Origin of the sequence: Pantoea sp. USHLN256 (genome assembly GCF_037149875.1) — a bacterium.
Taxonomy (GTDB): Bacteria; Pseudomonadota; Gammaproteobacteria; order Enterobacterales; family Enterobacteriaceae; genus Pantoea; species Pantoea nemavictus.
The window spans coordinates 1-23,293 of sequence record NZ_JBBCQO010000015.1; the positions used below are offsets into that span (position 1 = coordinate 1).

The following is a 23,293-nucleotide window of genomic DNA, read 5'->3' on the forward strand; positions in this document are numbered from 1 at the left end:
CATGCATGAATATGCAGATAGATCTGCTCTCCTTAGATTATTACATACAGATATTAGAAACGTCCGTTGATGGCACGAAGCGGACGCGGAAATAAGGTCCGCTATGAGCGAGGAGCGGACATTGATAATTCACCACACCCCTTTTGGCGAGAGGATAGCTGTTGTGAATAATGGCTTAATCCATATCCTGCCAGTGCAGCGATAGAAACACTGGCAGGGCCCTCTGCTCACAGGCCGTGATGTTCTTATCATCGCCTTAACGCAGTTTTTCCAGCAGCTGCTCTGCGCCTTTGTCCACTCCGGTCTCTGCCGCGCTCATTGAGCCAAACGTTGCACCCACGTTCATGGCGTTAGGATACTGCTCCGCCACGTAGGCCAGCAGCAGCTCGCCGGTCGCGGCATCATTTACCTCCACGGCATAGTTAACGTACCCGCTCATCAGGCCGCGGCCGCCGCGCACTGACTGAACGATGTTATAAGGTCCGCCGGCGAGGTCGAATTTTGTGAAGGTGCCCACAACCTGAGGCGTGGTGTCCGCTCCGGTGAGCGTCAGCTTAAGACGGAGGCAAGGGGCTCTTCCGGCATGGGTATTAACAGTAAACTTCTTCGCCAGCACTTCGGTAAACTTCTTCTGCATGTAGTCTGCCAGATTGCGCCTGTCCTCCTGAGGCAGGTCGTTAAACTGCGCGTCGCTGCCGCCGTAGATTTCGACGGGGTCGATGATAATGCTCCGGTATTTACTCCAGTCAACCGGAGTGGTGTAGCGGAAAGGGATGCGGTCGCTGTCATCAGTCGTATTGGGGGTCATCCGGGATGTGGTTTCAATGCCGGAATATTTTACCGGGGAGGTGGATGAACATCCCGCGGTGGCAACGACGGCGGTCAGGATCAGCGCGCGGGACAGGTTTCTGAAAAGACGGGCCATGAATATTTCTCCGGTTACTTTTTATATAATGAACTGTACGGTGTAGTTATTATGGATTATCATGACCCTGTCAAGAAAATGTTTCAGTTCGTGTCCGTAAATTTCAGCTCAGGAGCGTGGCATGTTTTCCATTTACCCGGGATTTCCAGCGACAGGCTTCACAAACGAGACCTGTCCTCAGCAGGTGATTTCCCGGGCACAGAGGGAAGACGCGCCCGCATTCGTAAACCAGGGGAAAACAGAAAGTGCTGTTTTTACCTGGAGTCTGCCGCTCCGCTATTCCGGCTTTCCGGTCCGGCGGAGGCTGATAAGAATGATGCTGACGCTGCAGAAATGCGGTGAAGCCGGAAGCCAGCGCCGCTGGGAGGCTTTTACGCCGGCGGCTGACTATGTCCGGAGCGTCATTGATACGGCAATGCTCCGCGGAGAGTTGCGCTGTCGGCCCTCCGGCGAAATGGCACACGCCTACCTGATGCTGACCTGGGAGTTACGGAGCGTTATGGCCGGTGTTCAGCAGGATAAAGTGCTGCTGCGCAAAGAGGTCCGGCGAAGAACAACTGATTTTCTGAGCCGGTATGGGACGGAGGCACGGGTATGAAGGTATTACTGCTCAGGCCATTCTGGCGCTTGTCTTTATTGCCGGCTGGATTCTGAGCGCGTCTGATGCCGGATTTGCCTGATGGAAGGCTGGCTGGTAGCGGAGTCGCTGGGAAATACGCCGCCGCGTCAGTGGATTGTGTATGGCTTCATGCTGACCGCCCTGACGTACGCCCTGCTGAGAACCGCCGGCAACCTCAGGGAGATGTACCGCCTGCGCCGGCTCGGGAAGCGACGGGCCAGGTACTATGCCGTCAGGGTGTGGGGGACCTCATCAGAACCGCTGCAGGTAGTCCTCGTGGCGGAATGCCTTGTCACTGACGCGCTGTGTGCGCTGCTTCTGCGGGCGCTCCACAACGTCACTCTCTGGTGAGAACAGCTTTGGCGGGATCAGTTTATACGGAAGCGTAAGCCATAGCGCTAAAACGGGAATTTAAAAGAGGGCCTCAACGTGATTGAGAAACTGTCAGAGATTAACGGGAATGTCTCCTGGATGGACTGGAGCATGATAAGCATCCTGATTTTATTTGGCACCCTGGTCATAACCGTCATGATTATGTGGTGGCGCGTCATCAGTAACATTGCTCAAGTCGTCCACATCCGGCGCGTTAAGGCCCGCCGCGAACGGAAATATGCCGAAGGTGCCTGGGGTGTTCGCCAGAACTCGCTGATGACGCTGCTTATTGCTGAGACCCTGGTGGCTCTGGCCATCAGCGTCCTTATTGTCCTCGTGCTGACAGGGGCGTCATTCTGACTTCGCTCAGGCGGAGTGGGTGAAAGGCCCGCCGGAGGGCGGGCTGGAGAGATTCAGATGTGGCTGCCGATGGTAAGACACCCGGAAAGCATCAGCACGGCCATACCGGTCACGAGACTGTAAACAAAACGCATGTCAGATCCTCAGAATAAAGAAACGCAGCCGCTCAGCACAAACGAACCCACGGCAACAGCGGCCACCACTAAAAAACGATTAAGCATTAACGCACCTCGCTCATATATAAACTGTACGTATCAGTTTATATATGAATTAAAAACAGTCAAGCGAATATGCTGAATCTTAAGGGCGGAGGTCGCTCTGTCAACGCGGTGACGCGCCAGCCATGAAAACCTCTACGGCACTTTGCACCATAGCGACGATATCCCCACGGGTGTAAACCGGCATATCGTGCCGGAGAAAGAGCTCGTCCGCTTCGGCCTTCACCAGCGCAGAAAACTGTTTCGCACGCAGGTCGGGGCGTGCAGGCTGCAGGTCACCAGCTTCAATATGCTGCTCCATCAGCGCCGACAGGGCGTTCATGCTTTCCCGGACGCCGGACTCGTAGAAAATATCACCAATGCCGGAATGCCCCGCCTCGCCGATGACCATGCGGTAGAGCTGAAGTCCCTTCCAGTCCGACGTCATGGCGCCCAGCATGCCTTCACCAAATCGCTGCAGCCTCTCAGGCAGGGGGAGATGACGGCTGTCCTGACTGTAAAGATCGTCCGCAGCACGCGTCAGAAAGTTGGTGCCGTAGGCCCTGACGACGGCGTCAAGAAGGCTTTCCTTGGAACTGAAGTAGTTATAGAGCGTGGCCTTGGAGCACTCTGCCGTTCTGGCCACTCCTTCCATTGAGGCTCGTTCGTACCCCTGCTCGAGAAAGACTTTCGTTGCAGCATTCAGGATGTCAGTTCGTTTCTTTTCAGTCAGTGTTCGCATGTGGTTTCTCCCTGTAAACAAGCCAATATTAACAGAACCACACGGTTCATTAAAGGCGCGCATTTTTAGTTTCAGCATCCAAATTGCTGACTTTGAACAGCTGCCTCATAGTTAATGGAATGCAGACTTACAAACGTCTGCTTCTGGCCCAGAGCCGACATGCGCGCGTGGCAACGTCCGCTTTGAGCTCACCGCGATAGGCGGACGTCAAATTATGGCGACAGGTAGGTTCTGCCACAATAAACTAACAACCCTGCCACCAACTTACGCCTCAGGCGGTAAATGGTGGATGACCACGACCTCGGAATCCATCTCTATGCGCGGGTAGTGCTCACGCATCTTTTCCAGCAGTTCGGCATCCGGCCAATCCGTGCTTTTCCCAAGTTTGGCAGCGACGTCAGAAAGCGGCATCCTTTCAACGCGCGTGACCCACACCATGACCGTGTCGGAGGCATCCCGCACGTTTACGTAAAGCATCGGGCCCGGCACAATTTCGCGCTCCCGCCAGCGGATGGTATGAAGTTTCCTGCCTGCGCGAACGTCCGGCAGCAGACGTGGCACGATCTCAAGATTCTGCAATGACATTACCTCCGGCGAAAAAAAGGCTCCCCGCAGTGGGAGCCTTCAGCACATACAGCAGCAGTATCAGTGTATACCCCTGGTGAGGCACACTACCGTTATCGGCCTTCTCAGCGGGCACATAAGCGCAGCCGGTATCTTTTTTCCTGGTACCTGACATGCGTCATGCTTTTAACATAAAAGCGCTGTTGCGAATCGCTTACGCCCACTTCATACCTTGATGGTGTAGCGGACAAAATCCTCCAGAACAGCCAACCGATCGTAGAGCGCTCGAGCTGGATTGGATTCACGTGTGATCCAGTAAACTTTCGCCCATGATTTTTCAGTAGCTTCGTCCCGGATAACTTCTATAAGCGACTTTCCTGCTCCTACGCCTCGCTTTTTCTCTTCAACATACAAGCAGTTGTGTTTGATGACAATCAGGATGACAAGCCCGCTGATTGAAACGCACGTTAACTCTCTGGTTGAGCTGTAAAACCGCGCATCCAAATTAAACACGGCCCGGGCTATGGTTGATTAAAAAACATACAAACCCCCTGAACCCCTGCCGTAGTAAGGAAGAACCACCTTTATCCACAGGGTTGCGGGACAGATATACACTTGTTATGTGGGCAAGAAATGAGTAACTGACCTTTCAGCTATTAGGAGCATGATGGGATTTGATGCAAGGTGAGTGAAAAAAACCACGCAGAACTACGTGCTGTTAGCACCTGAAAATCCTGAATTTTAATTTTTATTATTCACATAATATTTATACATAAGAAAAAGCTAAAGGTTTATCTATCTGAGTCCGATAACAAAAAAGCGACTGCTCCACAGTCTGCCACCATTTAGATGAACGTTTGCAATGCCGAAATTCTTAAGGGCCGTCCTGGCCCTCTTTTTTCTCAGAATTGAGAATCTCCCGCATCTGCCAACTGTCGGGTGCTTTAGGAACAAAACACGATATTAGTGATTCCCTGGCGACGTCGCTGAGCTTTGTCGCGATGGCGTAAGCGACGCAGGCATCTATTGAGATGGGGTGTTGGTATATGTATTCCATCTTAAAAAGCATAACTACCTACCGATAATGCTTCTCTTGGAGAGGAAAACCAGGATGCTGCTCCTGGATTATGCGTTCAGATTTTTGTTACGCGGCGTTGAGATTTTCCGAAATAAGCTGGTACAGTAGCGGGTCCGGCCCAACTACCGGTTCTCGCCGCCAGCCTGAGCGCAGGAGCAGCGTATCAATCACACTCAACTCTCCTGTTATGCGTACAGGCAGAGGGCGTATCTGCTGTCCCCATTCACTGAAGCCGTTATCCAGCACCCTGCGATTAATATAAATACCGGGCACGGACGTACTTAGTTGCAGCTGTCGCCGTCCGTTCCACTCAGACTCGCTCAGCAGCATATACAGCCAGCCATTGAGCTTCATCGCCTGAAGTGCGTGCTGCAATCGGAATAAGTCATTCTGTGCACGAAGCTCGCCACTGCCGGAGCGCCAGAGATAATCGAGCTTACCTGCCAGGTCCGCCTGCTGGCCCTTCTCACGACTCTCCTTCAGAAGCCAGCGGATGTCGTTCGCATGTTCTTTCGGAAAGCGGCACTGCTTTTCAGCGGTAGCAAGCCAACGCGATATAAAAAGGTTTTCCTGCGCCGGCGTGTTGACTAGGCCGTCGCGGCGCGCAATATGAAGGGCTATCAGTCCACACCAGGCAAAATGACTGACGTTAAAGTTAACTTTATCCATGCTCTTCCTGTTGATGCCGAACCGGCATGATTTAACCGTGCTTTATTCAACATTGTAGAGCAGTAATGGTGATCGGTTGAACCGCTGCAGCACTAAAGCAAACGATTGCTATCCTGATAACTGCAGAAAAAAAGGATAAGAAGACATTGAAACAGAGAGATTTTAAGTTATGTATTGATGATGTCCCAGAAATTGTTCCGGGATTTTTCCCGGTATTTGTGAATATTTATTGCTCCGAACCATTTTCTGCTTTCTTCTCTTAATGCTTGCTGATAGCTGTTTTTTTTACAGCTTTACCTGTCTTTGCCTGAATGACATAACCGTAACGGCCTACTACAGTTAGTGATGTGACTAGCTAGTCCTTAAATCTAATGGAACATTGATAAGAGGTCTTCCTATGAACAAACAGAGCTACAGAGGCGGCGCAGGGAATTTTGCTAACAATCCGGAACGAGCTAAAGAAGCTGGAAGCGCAGGAGGCAAAGCCAGTGGTGGTAATTTCAAAAATGATCCTGAAAGAGCCATTGAAGCGGGTCGGAAAGGTGGCCAAATAAGTCGACGTCCTCCAAAAAAGTCTGAGTAAGGTGCCTTAGGATTTTTTTCGCCATGGATTGGCATGTTTTAATAAACCACCGTCAATTTTTACCGGTATTATTTCATTACTAACAATGCCCATCACTAATATATCTCTGATAAAAATCATCTTTTTGGGGTGTTATGCATCGTAGATGATTCATGATCCTGCTTAAAATAATTAAGATGCCTGACCTGAACCCGCAATCTAACGCCGACCAGCGGCCCATGTGATGCAAAAATGATTCAGGTAATCGCAGAACTTACTCTATAAACGTATCCAGGTAAGAGCTACTTTAATAGTGCATGAAAGTGTTGTGTGACTAAGATTAAATCATCTACCCCGTAGCCTGCATAGATGGACGCGGTAATCAGCTGCCCCGTCGCCGGGGCTTTTTTGCATCAAAAATTCAAATCATCTTAGCAAATGATTATCATCAAAAAATTTGTTACCAGACTAACTAAGATTGCTATTATAGTGACGGAACACACAGCAAACGTGTTGCTAACGAGATGATTTTACCATTTGAATGACTTTGAGCCTGCTTTTAGCAGGCTCTTTTGTTACGCTCACTGAAGCTTTAAATAGTAAAAAATTATCAAAATTTAAAGCCTAAGAAGCCGTCACCAATCCGTCATAACGCCAAGAAACTATACGTTTGCGCCAACGACGATAATTATTTTACTTATCCAACAGACCCAGTGCAGCTTTCATTGCTTTGATGAGTATCTCCGGCCGCTCGGGGTGTTTCTGTGCTAACGCGGCTCTTAATGCATCCGCGATAACGATTTGTTTTGACTCTTCTCCATGATCATGGAGTATGAAAACAAGATCTCCAGCCACACGGCACATCTCATTATACAGCTCATCTAATTGCGTTGAATTAAAAATCCACCTCCCGATCACTATTCATTTAACTAAAAAAGTACATTAATAGTTTATTCACAATTTGATTAAAACTTAGCGGACCTGACCACAGAAATAATCCTTTAAATACTCATTTATCCGTAAAGGATGAAGAATTCCCCTCCCAAACTCCTCTTATATTCTGCGCTTTAATGGTGACGATTCGTTACAGATTGACTGCTAATTATTAAAAGCTAAGCTCATAATTATCATTCGTTCAGTGAATATCGTAAGGGAGATTGCCATGCGTTACCTATTGCTGCCAGCCTTTATGACAATCGTGATAATGATAGTTATATTTCTTATGCAGATTGGCTGGAGCCCTTCCCCTTGGTAAGGGACTCACAAAATGTTTATAGCACAAATTTTTTCCCTGCCAGAATCAGACTCGTCCGTTTGTTGGTTAGTTATACCTTTCTGTTTTCCTTAAATTAAATTTCTGATTACTGTTGGCAAGTTAGATTTTAGAGGAAAAAAGCCGCTAAGCAGCTTTTTCTTAATCAGACTTCTTTTGCGGTTGCTCGGTAAGTGAATCTATGAACCTTTTCTGCTTGTCATTAAGATCGAGTTTTTTTATTTTTTCAATATCAACAACCTTAGGTTTCTCAACCGGTTCGATTCTGGGTTTTCCTGTAAAGCTGTTAGTAGCATAGGTGACCCCTGTAGCTATAAGCCCCCAAATAATAAGACAAAATAAAAAAACCGTAATCCATGCCATTCTTCTCGTGACCCTCACACTCCATGTCTCCTTCAGTAAAATAGGCGGAAGTAGGACAAATCCCAATAAAGGATAGTTCAGGAAGATGACAATTTCAGATGAAAAAGCTATAAATCAAGATCATATCGCATCAGTGACAAAGCATTTACTCTGAATAAATCGAATGAAAAAACGATTCCTCTTCACTGATAAACCGGCACGCGCACCGGTGAAAACCCGACGTTTCTCTCCGCAAGAAGCGAAAGCCACGCTGTGCCATCATCAAAATTATCGATAGAAAGGCTGACAGGCGCCTGATGCCTGTTACGAAAGCGTCCATATGTAAAATGAACTCCGTTCTACTGCCGCCCTGCATTACATGGTCAGGTACCGGCGGCCTTAATTGCGGGGGAAGAGCTGGCTTATGGCGTCAGGAATGACATCGAGCGTCGGGGCAGAGCGCTGACATAACGCGCTACTCCGTCAGGCAAGGACCATCCTGCTTCAGAAACTGCCTGACGCTACGGAGGTCATGAAGGTAACGCTCTCTGCCTGGTTGTAAATCGGGTATGGCCTTATGGCCGAGACCTCGCGCCCGGGCGGATGGAATAATTGGCCGCTTTACGCACCGGCGTTACGACCTGGTAAGGTACAAAGTCACAGTAGCTGGCGGGCGTCAATTCTAAAAAGTTTTCTTTCTCGCGGGCTTGCATAAAGGTTCTGAGGAACTGCAGGTCCCGGTCATCGCACGCCCGCCGAGGTGCAGGGCGTACAGTTCCAGATCAGTCCCCTGCCCCTGCCCCTGCCCCTTCTGCCATCATCGGGGACGCCTGCCGTTGAATGCAGAAGCCCGCTATTCAGGATTCTGACTTGATCATCTGCGGAAACAGAAACACTGATGTGTACCGGATAACTGCAGGGACACATATTTTTGTTAATTTTCAGAAAATATTGAGGCAGTTGGTTCCCAAAGAAGCTATTTGTTAAGGAATAAATAATAAAAAAATCAGTGCTACCTTTTGCCAACCTTTACCAGGAAACTGACTCTGACAATGATTAAGTGCTCCCGAATAAAAACTCAAATACTCACGTTGACTTCAACTGAGCCTGGCAAAGATCAACCCAATCTAACCCGCATCCTCGTAGAGTCATGGCTAGAACATGGACATTCGAACTTATGGACCCCTTCCGCAGTCACGTTTAATATCCGTTGGCACATAATGGTACCGGGATATAACCTGCTTAAGCCTGGCATGGTCTCGGCAGTTTACCGCCCGGGAACTTTCTTTCGCCCCGGCAAGCTGGAAATTGCTCCTGAAGGCCTGTCACTAACACCACACCTGCGAGGGCAAGGCATGGGCACCTGGATCATGATGAAGCTGGTATGCTGGGCCACGTCACTGCCTGATCGCACGCAGATAGAACATATCCGGACTGTATTTATCGAGAATGACCCGTCCAATCTCATAAGGCAGGATCTTTTGTTCGAAGGTGCGGGATTCCGTTTTGGCAAAGCACTTGAGAATGGTACCCGTGTATCAGAGAGTATGACAGTCACCTCACTGATTCAAAATTATCGATGGGTAAAAAAAGTTATTGTAAGCGTTCCGCACTATGCGCTCTTAACGCTCCCGTGCACGGAAAACTTCAGTCCAGAACCAGAATCTGAGGAACCTCATCTTTTCAATCTAATACAGGGGATGATAATCGGGCGAAGTTTTTTGCACCTGATCACACTTGTTGTTTCACTGCCGTTTCTTGCGCTTAGCCACTTCACAGAGTGGTTAATATCGCGGCTCGATGGACGCTGAATGCTTATTAACGACTTGAACGGTGGACACCCTTATATGCAGCATCAGGTTGCTGGTAAAGTGCTCCGCCTGCTGCCAGTGTGGTTCACGGTTTTACTCCTGGTTCAGTTGCTGTTATTTAATGCTTCAGCAGAAGACCGATGCCATTTCAATGAAGCAGTCTGTAGTGTCAAGGCGATAGAGGATAATTACTGGTTAAGGGCAACCTGCGACAATGATGCCGCGCTGATTGTATCGCTCGAAGCGCCATCAGGAGAGCTCCAGGATGTGAGAAATGGTGCATACGAGAGTTCAGGAGGCTGGATTCGATCAGGAGACGCCCTTAGCGGGCATATAAATATACTTTATGCGCACACACCAACTTTAATGCTTGAGCTCTTCTATGACAGACATGGGGTGCTCAGCTTACAGGGCCTCAGGGTTGATGGTGAGTTGATTAAATTCCCCACTACGCGGGTCAGGCAGTGGGCAAGATGGCATGCGGGAAAATGCAAATAATCAATAACACAGGGAGAGCAGTCATGATTACCTTTTCTGATTACTTCATTTTTACTCAGCCAGTATTACCCGCGAAGAGTGTTCATCGCTTAAGAGCAGGTGTAACTTTGTTACATGCAATAAAACCAGCCTGCCAATATTAGCAGGCTTGTTATTAACAAAAAGAGCAGCACCCGGCCCGAGCGCATGTTCAACGTTCATCGCTTCTTTACGGATATCATGAAAATGGGTAAGTGCACACTTTGCATTCGGGACGTTCTGTTCCTTAAGTTGCATTGCATAGGTTCTAACGCTAAGAATGTAATCTCTCCAAACGTCAGTTCCCACTAAGGAATTTTTCTGGTTGCCGATTTCAAAAAATTGGTAATCCGGTATAAACGCCTCATGGAGCAGTGAGGCCGGCAGGCATAAAAGTTACAAACGAATATGATTTAGTCTGGTAGAGTGCGGTTTGAAGTCAAACTTTTATAATAAAAGCGGGAGCCTTGCAGGTATTACAAAATTTATCCCGGCTGCGTTTATGTTGATAAAGAACTGGCCAAAAAATTAATGAGTCTTCCCTGGCCATAAACCGACATTGCGTTTGCTGCTGCGTATATTTATGGTTCCCCCGCGGGTATCATTGTTCCCGTGAACAACTTGTGGCGGCCTTGCGCTATGACGCTTTCCTTTCCGGCCAATGGCATTTCGGTTCATGCTGACTCCGGCACATTGTGTGCTAAATACACCATTGTTTTTAGATTATTTTAAAACGTTATTTTTCGATAATGACGGAGGGTATATGGTCTTCAGGGGGGGGCATTATAACCACTTGACAGGATTAACTCCCTGGGTATTTTGAATAGTGACCAGAGGTAGTACTGTCAGGTTCGTCAATTAAACCATAAAATAAACCCATTTAACTTTCAAACAGCCTGCTTACTTTAACTGAATAGAAAAAAAGCATTCATTAAAATTATTTTTGTAAGCTAAAAAAAAGCCGCGCAGACTGGCGCGGCGGAGCAATGAGGAGTTTTTTAAGATTATAATCATTAGAATTCTGCACATTTTAGTATGCTATCGGTCATGGTCAAGTCCCATTGAGTTTCTTCTTCCGAGGCCTACGTAACGTCGCCTGACAGGACGCTCTCAATTTATCCTGTCGCACATTTTCATCATACCTCTCAATTAAAGAATGGCCCTGCTCAGTCAGGCGGTAACGATTTTTCTCCCTGAGCCAGTCGTCAGAGTGAAAGTATTCAGCGAGCCCAGATGATACAAGTTCCTCGCGTACGATGGGCTTGACCCATGCCGGGACGGAGCCTCTTTCCTTTAAAATAGACAGCAGCCGAAAATGTTTCGGGGCCAGTTTCATCACTTCCTCCCTGCTCACATTTACTTCATAGTCGAGCGAGCGCACAACGACTTCAATCAGACTAAGGGCAAAGTATTCAATTTCGGTCCATTCTTAATATGAACCAAGGTCCCCTGAACACCGCCGCGCAAAATGGAAAAATGCGTGGTTCTTCACATAATGATGCGTGGATGAGGACTATGCCGTGAGCGTAACCGCAGGGTAATACCGCCGAATAGAATTACGACATGGCTCACGATCATCATCACGGCGCGCGCGGTGATGAAAACATTAAGGGCATTCTTAGAAAAAAAACGACGCCAAGCCGAGTGGCTTTCGGGGTACCGGCAATCTATCGCCTCAGGGCAAGGTGAAGCTATAGCCCATCGGACGATTGCTCTCGTTAAGATACACGGCAGGCGAAGAAGCAATTGCTTTATGAAGCCTTACAGGGGCAAATATCAGGGACCGTTACCGCCACAAAAGTGACTATTGTCAACTACAATGTTGCACCCATCATCTTCACGCTCAATTTGATCTACAACCCTGAAAAATCCTGCTCCCGTCTGTAATTTTGTTATATAAGCCACACTTCAACACTGTTGTGCTCATTCCCTGCTTCACACGTATGTCCCACCTCCGGCAGAATGCGTGACAGCCTTTTGCAAGCATCCTGACTTGTGCACTTTAAAGGGCTCCAAAAAAAGGGCCTGTACAGGCCCAAATGCTGCTCACTTAAGCAATAAATTGCCTATGTATACAGGTGCACTATTTATGGCGACCGATCCGCGCTTAACTGTCAAGCAATAGCCCGTTCAGGCCCCGCAGGATCGCGTTCATTTGGCGCTCAGATGCTTACAGCCCGGCGCCTTAAGTTATTCTAAGCAATAGGCAAAACCTTACCCGCACATCGGCGGCGGCGGATTCATCCGGGCGCGTATTTCTGTTCATAGCGTTCAACATCGCGTTCCGCATCCTCCACCTCCGACAATAGCGCGGCAAGATCTGTTACGCCAGCCGATGGATTACGGCATGCGCGCCGGTAGCGCAGCCGCAGCGCCACCAGGCGAATTAAGGATTCACGATAAGGCGTGGCGCCTTTTCTCATCATCTTATCTCCTTCAGCTAGTCTGACTGCGACGCTGACCGAGCCACTAAGTTCTGCACAGCGTTCTCCTTTACCTCGCTCGTCACGCCCATAAGTCGCGGTTCGTGAAGGGCTAAGTTATATCTTCTGCACCGCACGGGCAGGCTCCGCCCCCCTTACTCTGCGCCAGAGTACCGCCGAACGGACCGCCGCAAAAGACGAATGCTTCCAGATGAACTCACATTCGAGATCGAACTCGCAAACCCGGTTCTGAGCTCGTTTGCCAGAATATCCACTTTAAGCACCTCACGCAGTACTCACAGGATATGCTTTGCACTCTCGGACACATATAATCCGCGGGAACTGCATTGAGGATTATTACCCCCGGCATTACCGTAGCAAAATAGGGGCCATATTTTCTGATGGCTTAATTCCGCCCCCGTGCGCATCCCGCCCATGTGTGTGAGACGCGGAATGCCAATCGTTACCCTGTTATTTTGTAATGTATACTTTCGCAATAGCGTGGTTTTTTTCTGATGCGCTTACTAAAGCCGGTAATCAGCATCCATATCGGCTTGTGCGAGATCAGTGACGCGTGAGCCTGAAGCAGGCGAAGGTTAAGACCGCATAACCCAACAAGCGCAGAGCGAACCATTCATGGGCAGCCATTCGCTGACGCCAGTGCTCTCCAGCACACGACCTATCTGGACTTCCGCGTTTTCCAGTCTGTCTAATGACGGAACACATATGTGCAAAACCACCAATGGGTCACGCACTAAAAGTTTAGTTCGATACAGCAGTGTTACTGGCCATGCATGGGGATTGCGATATGCAAAAGCGTCACCAGAGCGACTTATCTCATGATTTTGTGCATAATGAAAAAGAATCTTTAAAAAGGTCGGTAGTTCATCGGGTAACCTGGGAAGCTGTGTCAGTAATTCATTAAGGCGCTTCCTGCCACCGATACTTTTTTTAATTCCATATTGGAAAATATTCTTAAGCGGTTTTTATCTTTTATTTTACGCTAAAAATAGCGTGGATATATGAATACAGAAGATATCCCGTTGTTTATCTATCGTAATTATTGCTTGCGGAAACTTTCGTTCCTCTTATTCTGACAGTTATTAATCAGTCACTTTTTAAAGAAAGAATAACAGTCAGAATCGACCCTAAAGAGTCGATTAACGCTCCAGCATTTATCGGTTGTTTTACTTAAGAATAAGTCCAGCAACCGCCAGACAATAGTTCATGAGTGATACAGACAGGGGAAGGGTCACATCCTCAGCCCCTGCATTTTTATCCTGATAGTGTTCGCTGCCAGGTGACTTAAGGGATCAATTGGGGCAGGCTGTTAGCATCCGCCGCTAGCAGTGATTCAAATTCGGCCGCGCTTAACGGCGGGCATAATCCATTTCCCTGCATGATGTCGCACTGGGCCGCAGTAATAAACGCTTGCTGCTTCATATCCTCCACGCCTTCCGCCGCCACGCTAATACCCAGGCTTTTACCCAGCGCTGCAATTGCCCTGAACATCATGCGCACATTTATACTCGTTTCGATTTCGTGTGTCAGCGACTTATCGATTTTAAAACCGCTTACAAAGCCGTGCCGAAGAAGGTTGATCGCGCCAAGCGTTTTTCCGTAATGGTCAATGACGAATGACGCACCCGTTTTTCTAACGGCTTCAAACCGCGCCGGCGCGTCCTGGATCAGAACAGTCAGCAGAGGTTCATCAACCTCCAGATCTACAAAACCCGCTTCGCAACCAGCACATTCCCGGAGCACGCTTTCAAGCCCTGGCCCTGCCAGCTGGCGGGGGAAGAGATTGATGCTGACCCGGAGCCCGGGGCAGCGCACGTGCCACTGCCTGACCTGAGCCAGTGCGCTGCGAATAATCCACTCACCGAGCGTCAGGGACAAGGGATTTTTCACCAGCATGCTGATAAATTCGGCCGGCAGCAACAGCCCGCGTGCAGGGTGCTGCCAGCGTATAAAGGCTTCACAGCCAATCAGGCGTGCATTCTGCACGTCGTAGCGTGGCTGATAGTGCAGAACAAACTGCTGCTGGCGGACTGCGGCCTCCAGCTCTCGCTCAAAGCGCCGGCGCTGCTGCTCCGCTTCGCGAAACGCCGGCAGGAAAAGCACACTGCAGCCTTTCCCTGATGCCTTGGCACGGTAGAGGGCAAGGTCGGCGGCGGACATCATTGCCGACGGATCTTCCCCGTGATCGGGATAGGAAGCGATGCCCGTACTGGCACCGATAATAACCGGGGAGTCATGGTAACGGAACGGCGTTTGTACAGCAGCAATCAGGCGCTCAGCGGTGAGGGATGCCTCGGTACTGCCACCTGGCAGCAGAATAATAAACTCATCCCCACCTAGCCGTGCAGCGGTGACCGCGCTGGCGCACACCGCGCGTATCTGATCGGCGACGTGACACAGTAACGCATCGCCGGCGGCGTGACCGAGTGTATCGTTCACCTCCTTAAATCCGTCGAGATCGGTCATTAACAGCGTATATGGTACGCCAGCCTCAGTCAGCTGGCCGAGCTGCTGCATAAACGCACTCCGACTGGCAAGACGGGTCAGCATATCAAGAGAGGCAAGCTCGCAGAGCCGGGCCTCGCTTTCGTGACGGGCGGTGACGTCGCGGATAATCATGCCGACCAGTCGCTCATCGTTTTCCCGCCAGCCCGAAAATGACACTTCGGCGGGAAATTCACGTCCATCACGCCTGAGCCCCCAAATCTGCAGCGTGCGCGGACGGGAAATGGCGGCCTCGTCCGCGCTCAACCGCTCAAGCTCATTACGGTAATCAGTCTGACATCTTTCAGGAATGAGTCCGGCCACGTACTGCCCTGACATCTCATTCGCGTCATATCCAAAGAGGGCGCTGGCGGCCGGGTTCCAGAAGGTGATGCCGCGGCGCAGGTCGGTACAGATGATGGCGTCCGGTGAAGTGGCCGATATTGCCTGCAGTCGCTGCTGGCTGGCATGTCGCAGCAGCTCAAGCCGGTGCACCTCCATACGGTCCATTACCAGCGCGGCGATATCGGCCAGGTGTTGCCTGTCTGCATCCGTCAGCGGAGGGCGTGGCTGTGTGTCGGTCAGGCAGACAGTGCCGATGTGGTGCCCGTCCGGGGTGGAGAGCGGGACGCCCGCATAAAAGCGGATGTGCGGATAGCCCAGCACCAGAGGATTATCGCGAAAGCGCGGGTCGATAAGGGTATCGGGCACGCAGAGAATATCACCCTGCGCCAGCGTATGATCGCAGAAAGCGACCTCTCTGGCCGTGCCGGAAATGTTTAACCCGTACCGTGACGTGAAGAACTGGCGCTGATCGTCAATCAGCGAGACAAAGGCTACCGGCACGCGAAAAAGGCGGGCGGCGAGCGTGGTAAGTCGGTCAAGCGCATCTGCTGGCAGGGCGCCTGTATGCTGGTACTGTGCCAGCGCGTCGAGGCGGGCCGCCTCGCGGATATCAGTCAGGCGTTTCAGGGGCTGTCCCCTCATGTTTGGTTTACTGTGGCCGGCATGACACAGCATAAAGGGGACACGTTCAATCAGACGGAGCCGCACAAACTTTGCTGCCGCCCCGCAGCCGGAAGAAAGGCCCATCCGTGGGCCCGCACGCTCAGAGCCCTGAAGCCCGGCATCTGCCCGTTGGAAAAGGCCGGTCTGAAAAACATAAGCTCATGACCATTGAAGTGACCATGAAGTGGATTTTCCGGAGCATTCCTGGCCGGCATTCATTGCTGCAGGGATGTTACACCCCGCGTTAGGGACGCAACCGAAATATTGCGCGCCCCGGGCCGACCGATCGGTGAAACAACACTTCCTCTCATGGCATTAAATCCCTGTATCGGCATATCTCACCTGAACTTCAGCTCCGGCGTAAACGGCGCTTCTTATTTTTTTTTCTGCGGGATAAGTGCAAAGTACGGATGCTGACCGGCGAGCAGCAACAGCAGCTCATATTCGGCCTGGCTGAGAGGGGCCGGATTCTTTGCCGCCTCCTTCGTCTGCCAGACGCGCAGGCTGAGGCCAAATCGTTCAGCGGCGCGTTCCTGGGACAGGCCGGCGGCGAGCCGGAGTTCACGGACGTTGGACTGTACGCTGACGGACTGCTGTAATCGCTGATTTCCCAGAAATAACCTCCTGTTGCCCCCCTCAGTGAGGGCCAATGCCGAAGTGGCCTTTGTATCGCCTTTGATCATTACATTATCTTAACTGTAAACCTGCCCAGTCAAGACGACGGTGTTCAGAAAATGGCAGTGTGAGAGAATTAAACGAAATTAATCTGGCTCCCTCTTTCTAAATCATGTTTGGAATAGGCAAACAGGGGGGCAATACCGCATCCAGGATTTATCTCCTTTTTAAGTGATTCCGCAACACAAAGATTATTCCGGTATATACCGGCCGCTCATTTATGGGGGAATGGTGGGGATTATGGGGCGACATTTAATCATCGCCCTACCCTGAAAAATATAAAGGATAACCTGATGAAACACCGCGATTATATTCAGCGTCGCGTGCCTGGCGATCTCAGCCGGGTGGACATTCGCGAGCAGTGGCAGATAACATTCTGGACGCAGGAGCTATGCACCACGCAGGAGCGTCTTGTCCGTGCCGTGCGGGAGGCTGGCCCGGAAGCTGACCGCGTTCGCGAATGGCTGGAGAAAAACCCTCCTCCGCGTGCATCCCGCTAATGACGGCCGAAGGCAACCCAGCCGCCCTGTTTCGCGGGTGCGGCACGCATATTACGGGGAGGCTGCGCCGCCGGGTTTACAGCCGCCACTCCCTCGGCCTGTGCAGCCTGCGGCAGCGTGAAGCGGGTAATTACATCGCCGAGGGCCGCAGTCTGCCCACTGAGGCTATTAGTCGTCGCAGAAACCTGCTGAACCAGCGCTGCATTCTGCTGCGTCACGCGGTCAAGCTCTGCTACGGCCAGCGTGACCTGCGCGATGCCTTTACTCTGCTCTTCAGAGGCCATCGCAATCTGCCCAATCAGCTCGTTCACCCCGCCGACACCGTGGAGCACCTCATCCATGGTGGTGCCAGCACTGTTTGCGGCTCTGCGACCGTCGCTGACACGGGCCACGGTATCCGCAATCAGCGCCTCAATCTCCTTCGAGGCGGCTGCGCTGCGCTGCGCCAGCGAGCGCACCTCTGCGGCCACCACCGCAAAACCGCGCCCCTGCTCGCCGGCGCGGGCGGCCTCAACGGCGGCGTTCAGCGCCAGAATGTTAGTCTGGAAAGCAATACCGTTAATGGTGGCCGTGAACTGACGGATTTTTTCGGAGCCTTCGGCAATACTGCCCATGGCCGTCATAACCGAGCGCACCAGCTCCGCCCCTTCCTGAGTAGTAACCGCTGTCCTGACGGCCAGCTCCCGTGCTTCACGTGCGTTTTCAGCGTTATGGCTGACGGTGGCGGTAATTTCTTCCATGCTGGCCGCAGTCTGCTCGAGCGCCGCGGCCTGCGTAGAGGTGCGGTCCGCCAAATCCGCATTACCGGCCCCAATGTCGCCTGCCTCACGGTGAAGAACGCTTGCGTTATCGCGGATGGCCTGCACCGCATCGAGCAGGCTGTGCTGCATCTCCTTTACCAGCGGCACCAGCTGACCCACGCAGTTACGGCCCAGGTCTTCAGGCTCTCGCGTGAGGTCGCCGTCCGCGATGGTCTTAAGGTGCGCGCGGATCGTAGCCACCGGACGCACGAGATGGGCTACCAGGTAGCGGTCGCAGAAAACCAGCAGGCCGCCGGCGGCCAGCAACGCCGCGATGAGGATAATTTCGAGGCGGTGGCGGTCTGCCATGACGGGCGCGTCATCGGCCGCCAGTTGCTGCGTCAGCGCGGCAAGGCGTTCACCCGCGGCGGGTCCATACTCAGCCGGCCCGGCCGTCAGCGCAAAGCGAAAGCGACCCCAGTCGGCACCGTCGGGTACGGCGGCCATCAGCGCATTTTTTTCAGCCGCCGTGCCGCTCTGCATCACGATGCCGCTGCGCGTCAGAAAAGTCAGCTGCTGCGTCAGCGCGTCAGCGCGGTCCGCGTGCCGGTTCATATCCCGCAGGGTCACCGTCCCGTATCCGCCGGCGAGCGCCACTATCGCCAGTGAAAAGATCATCATCCATAGTACGACGCGGCGGATGGTAAAGTGTCTGAGTAACTGCATAAGGTTTTCCCCGGGGCGGTTATTAGTTAATAATAATTATTATTTTCTTCTTTCGACTTCGCGCGTAATTAATCTGCGTGCGATGCTTTGTGACTAAATAGTCTGACATGTTAATTAAAAAGATAAAACTTTCGCTCGATTAAATTAAAGAATCGTCGTCGCGTAAGGATTTCGTTAAAGAAAATAAAAATGACATCAGACCACTATACGCCTATTATAAGCCACATAATAAAGCTTCAATTGTTTTATCCTTTCGCAGAAATCGCGCATTTTACGGTCCGCTACTGTACATTTTCTCTTTTTAATTTCGTTCCGGAACCAGGCCGGGGCGGAGGAACCCATGCTGATGAACCTATCCGGCGACCATGATCGCCGCGCGCAGGCGCTGAAAGCGCTGCGCAGTACCGACGAAAGCCGCGACGACGTGCTGCGAAAATTTGTCCGGCTGGCCAGCCAGGCGCTGGGCATACCGGGAAGCTTCATCTCCGTGCTCGACGATGAGCAACAGCACGTGCAGGCCGCGCATAACTTTGCGCTCCGCCAGTCTTCACGGGAAGAGTCGCTCTGCAGGCACGCGGTGGACAGCGACTGCGCGGTGGTAGTCCCTGATACGTGGCTGGACGCCCGGTTCGTTACGCACCCCCTCATCACGGGTGCGCCCTACATTCGCTTTTACGCCGGCGCCCCGCTGAAAAACCGGGAGGGTATCGTGCTGGGTACGCTGTGCGTCACCGATACCGAACCTCATTCGTTCAGTGCCGAACAGGTCACCACGCTTAAGCTACTGGCTGCGCTGGTGATGGCGTTTCTGGAGGCCTGGCACTCGGCCGGCTTTGCTGACCCGGTCACTGGCCTGCCCAACCGCCAGCGCCTTATCCGTGACCTGCAGTTCCTGGCGGCGTCGGGGGATAGTACCCCCCGACGACTGGTACTGATAGACTGCATCGATATGCCGCGTGCTTACGAACTTGCCCGCTCTATGGGCATGGGTCCGGTGGAGAGTCTGCTTAACGACGTTGCCACGCTGCTGCCGCTGCGCCTGCGCCCGGCTTCGGGCGAAATGCTTTACACTGTCGCCACCGGTCGCTTTGCGCTTCTGACGCGGGATGATAGCCACCTTACCGCGGACTGGGTGGCGGGGAGGCTGGAGGGCATCAGCGCGGATCTTGGCGAAGGCATCGCCGTTGCACTCACAACGCACACCGGCGAAGTCACCTTCACCCTTGGAGAAATTCCCGCTCAGGAGGCGCTACGCCGCGCGGTGAGCGCGCTGCATGAGGCCATCGGACGCGGGCTTCCCTCAATGCGCTTCAGTCAGGGCACCGACGCGCGTCATACGCAGGATTTTACCTTGGTGCACGAGCTGGCCTCCGCTATGAGGGGGGATCACGGGCTCTGGCTTGCTTACCAGCCCAAAATCTGTCTGCAAAGCGGCCGTCCCGTGGGACTGGAAGCGTTAATCCGCTGGCGGCACCCGCAACGTGGTGAACTCTCCCCGGCACACTTTGTGCCTCTGGCTGAACAGACCGAACTGCTCAGCGAGCTGACGACCTGGGTGACAGATCGCGTTATTAAACGGCTTGCCCGGCTGCGTAACAACTGCGTCCAGCTCCCGGTGACCATCAACGTCAGCAGCCACGACTTTGCCCGTGAGGGGTTTGCCGATGCGCTTGAGACGAAAATGATCAGGGCCAGGCTTCCAACTTCGCTACTGGGCATCGAGTGTCTTGAGACGGAACGCATTCTTGAAAGCCCTGCAGCAATGCGGGGACTGGAGATGCTCAAGCTCAGGGGCTTTGGCATTTCGCTGGATGATTTCGGCACCGGCTACAGCAACATCAGCTATCTTCGCCGTATGCCGCTTGATGTAATCAAGCTTGACCGCTCGCTTATCAGTGAATTATCGTCTGATACCGCCTCACGCATAATTGCGCGCAGCATTATTGCTATGCTCAAAGACCTCGACTACACGGTACTTGCTGAAGGTGTAGAGGATGAACGGACCGTTACGGCGCTGACCGAGTACGGCTGCGACCAGGCTCAGGGCTTTTTCTATTCTAAGGCGTTACCGGAAACAGAACTCGACGAATGGCTCGAATGGAAGCTGCGGGGGCAGTGCTGAAAACGCACGGCCTGCTCAGGTCAGAGCAGCCCCATTGTCAGGTCCGGCTCTGCCTTACCGTAAAAAAACCTGGCACGGGGAGTGCCAGGCGCAGGCAACCGCAAGAAAGGCCTTAATTGACATCATGAGGTAAGAGCCGCAAAGGAGGAGAACCCAGCGGCCTTCTGAGAGTACCATTTTGCTTAATATTTTCCAGTCAGGAGACGTCAGGTCGCCCCGTGCGGTAATGCCTGCAGGGGAGAGTCAATCCGGGTGTCCGATTATCTTTCAGCTCCGGAGTATCTCCCAGCCCCGCGAGGCACATCCTATCGCACCACGTCTGAAGTGCTTTCCAGCTCAGCTATCAGGCTGAGGATAATGTCTTTACGCAGTACGCGATCCAGGTCTGACCAGAGACACGCGAACACTGCGCTGATAATTTCGGCCTCAGGTGCAAACAGCTCACTTCTCTCTCGGAGGATATGAGGGATTTCTTCTTCGGTATTTTGCTGCATAATGCTCTTCCGGATGGGTAAAAAGACGCGAACGGAAGCCGGATGGCACCGGGCGCAACGTACGTGCGACAGCAGAGGACCGGCCTCACGCGGGGCAATCCGAAGTGGCTCAGGACACATTATGATAATTCAGGGCTGGCGTACCGGCTGAAACCGTCCGGGCCAGCGATAATGACAACGTTGCGTCCTGCTCCTTTAGCCTCGTAAAGCGCCTCATCCGCGCGGCGCAGCAGCTCATCCCGGCTACCCTCACAGTCCCTCAGTGCCGCCACGCCCGTGGACACCGTCATGGTGCCCACGAACGGAAATACAGTGGTGCTTACGGTCTCGCGGATCCGCTCCGCCGTCCGCGCCGCATCGTTCAGTTCCGTCGCCGGTAAAAGCAGGATGAATTCCTCGCCGCCAAACCGGCTGACCACGTCCCCTGCACGGCATGCCTGACGCAGCAAGGCAGCGAGGCTTACCAGCACCGCGTCTCCGGCGTCATGCCCGTACCAGTCATTGATTTTCTTGAAATAATCGATATCAATGGCAATCATGCACTGATCCTGAACGTCATTTATCTGGTCGGCCAGCACATTAAAACCGCGGCGGTTACAAAGCCCTGTCAACGGATCGGTCATGGCCTCATCGCTGAGGGCGGCCATGCGCCCTGCTACACCCTGCCGGTATTCCTGAACGGCTTCTTTCAGTCGGTCTGCTTCATAATACCAGGCCTGCACCAAGGTAAGCGGTACGGGCTCTACGTCGCTGCCTCCATTACGTACCATGTCGGCGAGCCTCTCCAGCGGAGAAGCGATGCGTCCTGCCAGGAGGGCCATTGCGGCGGCCGTAATGGTAATGATTCCCAGCAAAAACCACAGTGCATTTTCTACCGTGTGCAGCAGGATGTGCCGGACCGTTTCCGATGTACCGGTGATAAAGATGTTCCAGTCGGTGCGGTGCAAGCTCGCGTAGCCAGTGAGGAACTGCTGGCCGCCGCTTTCGGTGCTGAATCGCCCACTGTCGGTAGCGGCAAGCCGCTTAAGAAGCGCCGGGCTTAGCACCATTTGCTCACCTACGCGGGAAGCATCATGGCTGAAGACAATCAGGCCGTCATTGCTGACAATGCTCACCGCCGCCCCTCTGGCATAAAAGTGCTGGCTGAGTATGTCGCTCAGCATGCTCTGCTTTTTAAGGTAAATGGTGCCACCTATGTATCCAAGATAACTGCCGTCCGCCGCAAAAAGAGGCTGTGACAAAAACACCACGTAGTTGCCCGACGCCGAAGTAAACGGTGAAGAAATGAAAGGTTTCTGCGTGGCAATAGCCTGCCGACTCGCGTCGGAGTGCAGTTTCAGGCCGACCAGACTCAGGCTTTCCGGCGAGGTGGCAGCAATAACCGCATCCCGGTTCACCACCACGACCGTATTAAAAAAACCGGACTGCACCCGCAGACGGTCTGTCTCATCCCGCAGCAGTGCCGGGTCGGTCAGCCCCTTTATCTGCGTGGCGCTCCAGGCCAGCTCACGCTGCGCCGTAGCGAGGTAACGGTCGGTAGTGTCCGCGAGCTTGCGCGCATAGGCAATATTGCCTTCCAGCAGGCTGTCCTCAATGTTAGCCTTCTGAAAAAATAGCAGCGCACCCAGAAGCAGGCCTGAGTTAAGGACGACGCCCCCGATGGAAAGTGACATCAGAAGCGTGCGGAGGCGGAGTTTTTTCAGAAGCATGGCGTTAAGGGCCCGGGTAAAGGTGTCATCGGATCTTACCTTCATGAGACGCAGCCGAAGGGAAGAGCAGCGCGCAATAAATACATCACGCTGGGCGATTGCGTCAGACCTCGCACTACCACTTTAGCGTACCTTTTTTCCCTTAACTCAATTTTGCATTATAACTCGCTGCTGTTATGAGATTTTTGTAGATTTAATGCAGAAAAAATATTATCAAAGAGTGGTATCGTCTCACCACGGTACAAATCAACGATTAGCCCGTTATAGCTTACGGGCATTTTTTTATAACAATGGTTAAAAATCAATACCTTGTCAGTAATGCTTTTAAAAATGAGTTAATCTGACACTGTTGAATTAATAA

The 23,293-nt window shown here is 52.2% G+C and carries 20 protein-coding genes; 8 read left to right on the forward strand and 12 right to left on the reverse strand.

Annotation, left to right across the window (positions count from 1 at the left end; genetic code table 11):
• Positions 1 to 256 precede the first annotated feature (256 nt).
• A complete protein-coding gene (locus WFL93_RS22230) occupies positions 257 to 925 on the reverse strand; it encodes a DUF3313 domain-containing protein (RefSeq protein ID WP_336779058.1) in 669 nt (222 codons plus the stop codon).
• A gap of 121 nt (positions 926 to 1,046) precedes the next feature.
• Between WFL93_RS22230 and WFL93_RS22235 the strand changes: the two genes are divergently transcribed.
• From WFL93_RS22235 to WFL93_RS22245, 3 genes are all read left to right on the forward strand, one after another.
• Complete coding sequence (locus tag WFL93_RS22235; RefSeq protein WP_312464634.1) at positions 1,047 to 1,523, forward strand: hypothetical protein; 477 nt, start codon at positions 1,047 to 1,049, stop codon at positions 1,521 to 1,523.
• 81 nt (positions 1,524 to 1,604) lie between these two features.
• Positions 1,605 to 1,895: a hypothetical protein gene (locus WFL93_RS22240; RefSeq protein WP_312464633.1), complete on the forward strand. Its 291-nt coding sequence runs from the start codon at positions 1,605 to 1,607 to the stop codon at positions 1,893 to 1,895.
• A gap of 78 nt (positions 1,896 to 1,973) precedes the next feature.
• Positions 1,974 to 2,276, forward strand: a complete 303-nt coding sequence (locus WFL93_RS22245) for a hypothetical protein (RefSeq protein WP_336779059.1) — start codon at positions 1,974 to 1,976, stop codon at positions 2,274 to 2,276.
• A 321-nt stretch (positions 2,277 to 2,597) separates the two neighbouring features.
• Here WFL93_RS22245 and WFL93_RS22250 read toward each other — a convergent pair whose 3' ends face one another.
• The 3 genes from WFL93_RS22250 to WFL93_RS22260 all read right to left on the reverse strand — a co-directional run bounded on the left by WFL93_RS22250 (position 2,598) and on the right by WFL93_RS22260 (position 5,526).
• Complete coding sequence (locus tag WFL93_RS22250; protein WP_049852805.1) at positions 2,598 to 3,215, reverse strand: TetR/AcrR family transcriptional regulator; 618 nt, start codon at positions 3,213 to 3,215, stop codon at positions 2,598 to 2,600.
• Between the two features lie 264 nt (positions 3,216 to 3,479).
• Entirely contained in the window at positions 3,480 to 3,800 is a 321-nt protein-coding gene (locus tag WFL93_RS22255) for an ASCH domain-containing protein (RefSeq protein WP_442955905.1), read from the reverse strand.
• A 1,123-nt stretch (positions 3,801 to 4,923) separates the two neighbouring features.
• A complete protein-coding gene (locus WFL93_RS22260) occupies positions 4,924 to 5,526 on the reverse strand; it encodes a DUF2913 family protein (protein WP_312464629.1) in 603 nt (200 codons plus the stop codon).
• Positions 5,527 to 5,923: 397 nt separating this feature from the next.
• On the opposite strand from WFL93_RS22260, the gene WFL93_RS22265 reads away from it, so the two are divergent.
• Positions 5,924 to 6,109: a general stress protein gene (locus tag WFL93_RS22265; protein WP_312464628.1), complete on the forward strand. Its 186-nt coding sequence runs from the start codon at positions 5,924 to 5,926 to the stop codon at positions 6,107 to 6,109.
• Positions 6,110 to 6,781: 672 nt separating this feature from the next.
• Here the strand turns inward: WFL93_RS22265 and WFL93_RS22270 are convergent.
• Both WFL93_RS22270 and WFL93_RS22275 read right to left on the reverse strand, forming a co-directional pair.
• Positions 6,782 to 7,006 (reverse strand): DUF2767 family protein, encoded by a 225-nt coding sequence (locus WFL93_RS22270; RefSeq protein WP_336779060.1) that lies wholly within the window; start codon positions 7,004 to 7,006, stop codon positions 6,782 to 6,784.
• 496 nt (positions 7,007 to 7,502) lie between these two features.
• Positions 7,503 to 7,724 carry a hypothetical protein gene (locus tag WFL93_RS22275; RefSeq protein ID WP_049852721.1) on the reverse strand — a complete coding sequence of 74 codons (222 nt, stop codon included), beginning with the start codon at positions 7,722 to 7,724 and terminating at the stop codon, positions 7,503 to 7,505.
• A 1,232-nt stretch (positions 7,725 to 8,956) separates the two neighbouring features.
• Between WFL93_RS22275 and WFL93_RS22280 the strand changes: the two genes are divergently transcribed.
• Positions 8,957 to 9,514: a hypothetical protein gene (locus WFL93_RS22280; protein ID WP_312464626.1), complete on the forward strand. Its 558-nt coding sequence runs from the start codon at positions 8,957 to 8,959 to the stop codon at positions 9,512 to 9,514.
• The gene (locus tag WFL93_RS22285; RefSeq protein ID WP_312464625.1) at positions 9,515 to 10,012 is read left to right on the forward strand and encodes a hypothetical protein; all 498 of its coding nucleotides are present in this window, start codon (positions 9,515 to 9,517) and stop codon (positions 10,010 to 10,012) included.
• 2,258 nt (positions 10,013 to 12,270) lie between these two features.
• On the opposite strand, the gene WFL93_RS22290 is transcribed toward WFL93_RS22285, so the two are convergent.
• From WFL93_RS22290 to WFL93_RS22300, 3 genes are all read right to left on the reverse strand, one after another.
• On the reverse strand, positions 12,271 to 12,456 hold the full coding sequence (locus WFL93_RS22290; RefSeq protein WP_049852726.1) for a hypothetical protein: 186 nt from the start codon (positions 12,454 to 12,456) through the stop codon (positions 12,271 to 12,273).
• 1,302 nt (positions 12,457 to 13,758) lie between these two features.
• Entirely contained in the window at positions 13,759 to 15,945 is a 2,187-nt protein-coding gene (locus WFL93_RS22295; RefSeq protein WP_082204296.1) for a putative bifunctional diguanylate cyclase/phosphodiesterase, read from the reverse strand.
• 395 nt (positions 15,946 to 16,340) lie between these two features.
• The gene (locus WFL93_RS22300; RefSeq protein ID WP_049852809.1) at positions 16,341 to 16,580 is read right to left on the reverse strand and encodes an antitoxin Xre-like helix-turn-helix domain-containing protein; all 240 of its coding nucleotides are present in this window, start codon (positions 16,578 to 16,580) and stop codon (positions 16,341 to 16,343) included.
• Positions 16,581 to 16,934: 354 nt separating this feature from the next.
• Here WFL93_RS22300 and WFL93_RS22305 point away from each other — a divergent pair, with 354 nt between their 5' ends.
• On the forward strand, positions 16,935 to 17,141 hold the full coding sequence (locus tag WFL93_RS22305; protein ID WP_049852727.1) for a DUF3606 domain-containing protein: 207 nt from the start codon (positions 16,935 to 16,937) through the stop codon (positions 17,139 to 17,141).
• On the opposite strand, the gene WFL93_RS22310 is transcribed toward WFL93_RS22305, so the two are convergent.
• Positions 17,138 to 18,607 carry a methyl-accepting chemotaxis protein gene (locus WFL93_RS22310; RefSeq protein ID WP_336779061.1) on the reverse strand — a complete coding sequence of 490 codons (1,470 nt, stop codon included), beginning with the start codon at positions 18,605 to 18,607 and terminating at the stop codon, positions 17,138 to 17,140. The two genes, WFL93_RS22305 and WFL93_RS22310, sit on opposite strands and share 4 nt — an antisense overlap.
• 340 nt (positions 18,608 to 18,947) lie before the next feature.
• Here WFL93_RS22310 and WFL93_RS22315 point away from each other — a divergent pair, with 340 nt between their 5' ends.
• Positions 18,948 to 20,729 carry a sensor domain-containing phosphodiesterase gene (locus WFL93_RS22315; protein WP_336779062.1) on the forward strand — a complete coding sequence of 594 codons (1,782 nt, stop codon included), beginning with the start codon at positions 18,948 to 18,950 and terminating at the stop codon, positions 20,727 to 20,729.
• A gap of 305 nt (positions 20,730 to 21,034) precedes the next feature.
• Here the strand turns inward: WFL93_RS22315 and WFL93_RS22320 are convergent, their stop codons facing one another.
• Positions 21,035 to 21,223, reverse strand: a complete 189-nt coding sequence (locus tag WFL93_RS22320; protein WP_072093451.1) for a biofilm development regulator YmgB/AriR family protein — start codon at positions 21,221 to 21,223, stop codon at positions 21,035 to 21,037.
• Between the two features lie 119 nt (positions 21,224 to 21,342).
• A complete protein-coding gene (locus WFL93_RS22325; protein ID WP_312463960.1) occupies positions 21,343 to 22,932 on the reverse strand; it encodes a sensor domain-containing diguanylate cyclase in 1,590 nt (529 codons plus the stop codon).
• Positions 22,933 to 23,293: the final 361 nt, after the last annotated feature.

Bases quoted from the DNA above. Each gene is read 5' to 3' on its own strand.
- WFL93_RS22230 (WP_336779058.1), bottom strand. From the start codon at position 925: ATGGCCCGTCTTTTCAGAAACCTGTCCCGCGCGCTGATCCTGACCGCC.
- WFL93_RS22235 (WP_312464634.1), top strand. From the start codon at position 1,047: ATGTTTTCCATTTACCCGGGATTTCCAGCGACAGGCTTCACAAACGAG.
- WFL93_RS22240 (WP_312464633.1), top strand. From the start codon at position 1,605: ATGGAAGGCTGGCTGGTAGCGGAGTCGCTGGGAAATACGCCGCCGCGT.
- WFL93_RS22250 (WP_049852805.1), bottom strand. From the start codon at position 3,215: ATGCGAACACTGACTGAAAAGAAACGAACTGACATCCTGAATGCTGCA.
- WFL93_RS22255 (WP_442955905.1), bottom strand. From the start codon at position 3,800: ATGTCATTGCAGAATCTTGAGATCGTGCCACGTCTGCTGCCGGACGTT.
- WFL93_RS22260 (WP_312464629.1), bottom strand. From the start codon at position 5,526: ATGGATAAAGTTAACTTTAACGTCAGTCATTTTGCCTGGTGTGGACTG.
- WFL93_RS22265 (WP_312464628.1), top strand. From the start codon at position 5,924: ATGAACAAACAGAGCTACAGAGGCGGCGCAGGGAATTTTGCTAACAAT.
- WFL93_RS22275 (WP_049852721.1), bottom strand. From the start codon at position 7,724: ATGGCATGGATTACGGTTTTTTTATTTTGTCTTATTATTTGGGGGCTT.
- WFL93_RS22280 (WP_312464626.1), top strand. From the start codon at position 8,957: ATGGTCTCGGCAGTTTACCGCCCGGGAACTTTCTTTCGCCCCGGCAAG.
- WFL93_RS22285 (WP_312464625.1), top strand. From the start codon at position 9,515: ATGCTTATTAACGACTTGAACGGTGGACACCCTTATATGCAGCATCAG.
- WFL93_RS22290 (WP_049852726.1), bottom strand. From the start codon at position 12,456: ATGATGAGAAAAGGCGCCACGCCTTATCGTGAATCCTTAATTCGCCTG.
- WFL93_RS22295 (WP_082204296.1), bottom strand. From the start codon at position 15,945: ATGAGGGGACAGCCCCTGAAACGCCTGACTGATATCCGCGAGGCGGCC.
- WFL93_RS22305 (WP_049852727.1), top strand. From the start codon at position 16,935: ATGAAACACCGCGATTATATTCAGCGTCGCGTGCCTGGCGATCTCAGC.
- WFL93_RS22310 (WP_336779061.1), bottom strand. From the start codon at position 18,607: ATGCAGTTACTCAGACACTTTACCATCCGCCGCGTCGTACTATGGATG.
- WFL93_RS22315 (WP_336779062.1), top strand. From the start codon at position 18,948: ATGCTGATGAACCTATCCGGCGACCATGATCGCCGCGCGCAGGCGCTG.
- WFL93_RS22320 (WP_072093451.1), bottom strand. From the start codon at position 21,223: ATGCAGCAAAATACCGAAGAAGAAATCCCTCATATCCTCCGAGAGAGA.
- WFL93_RS22325 (WP_312463960.1), bottom strand. From the start codon at position 22,932: ATGCTTCTGAAAAAACTCCGCCTCCGCACGCTTCTGATGTCACTTTCC.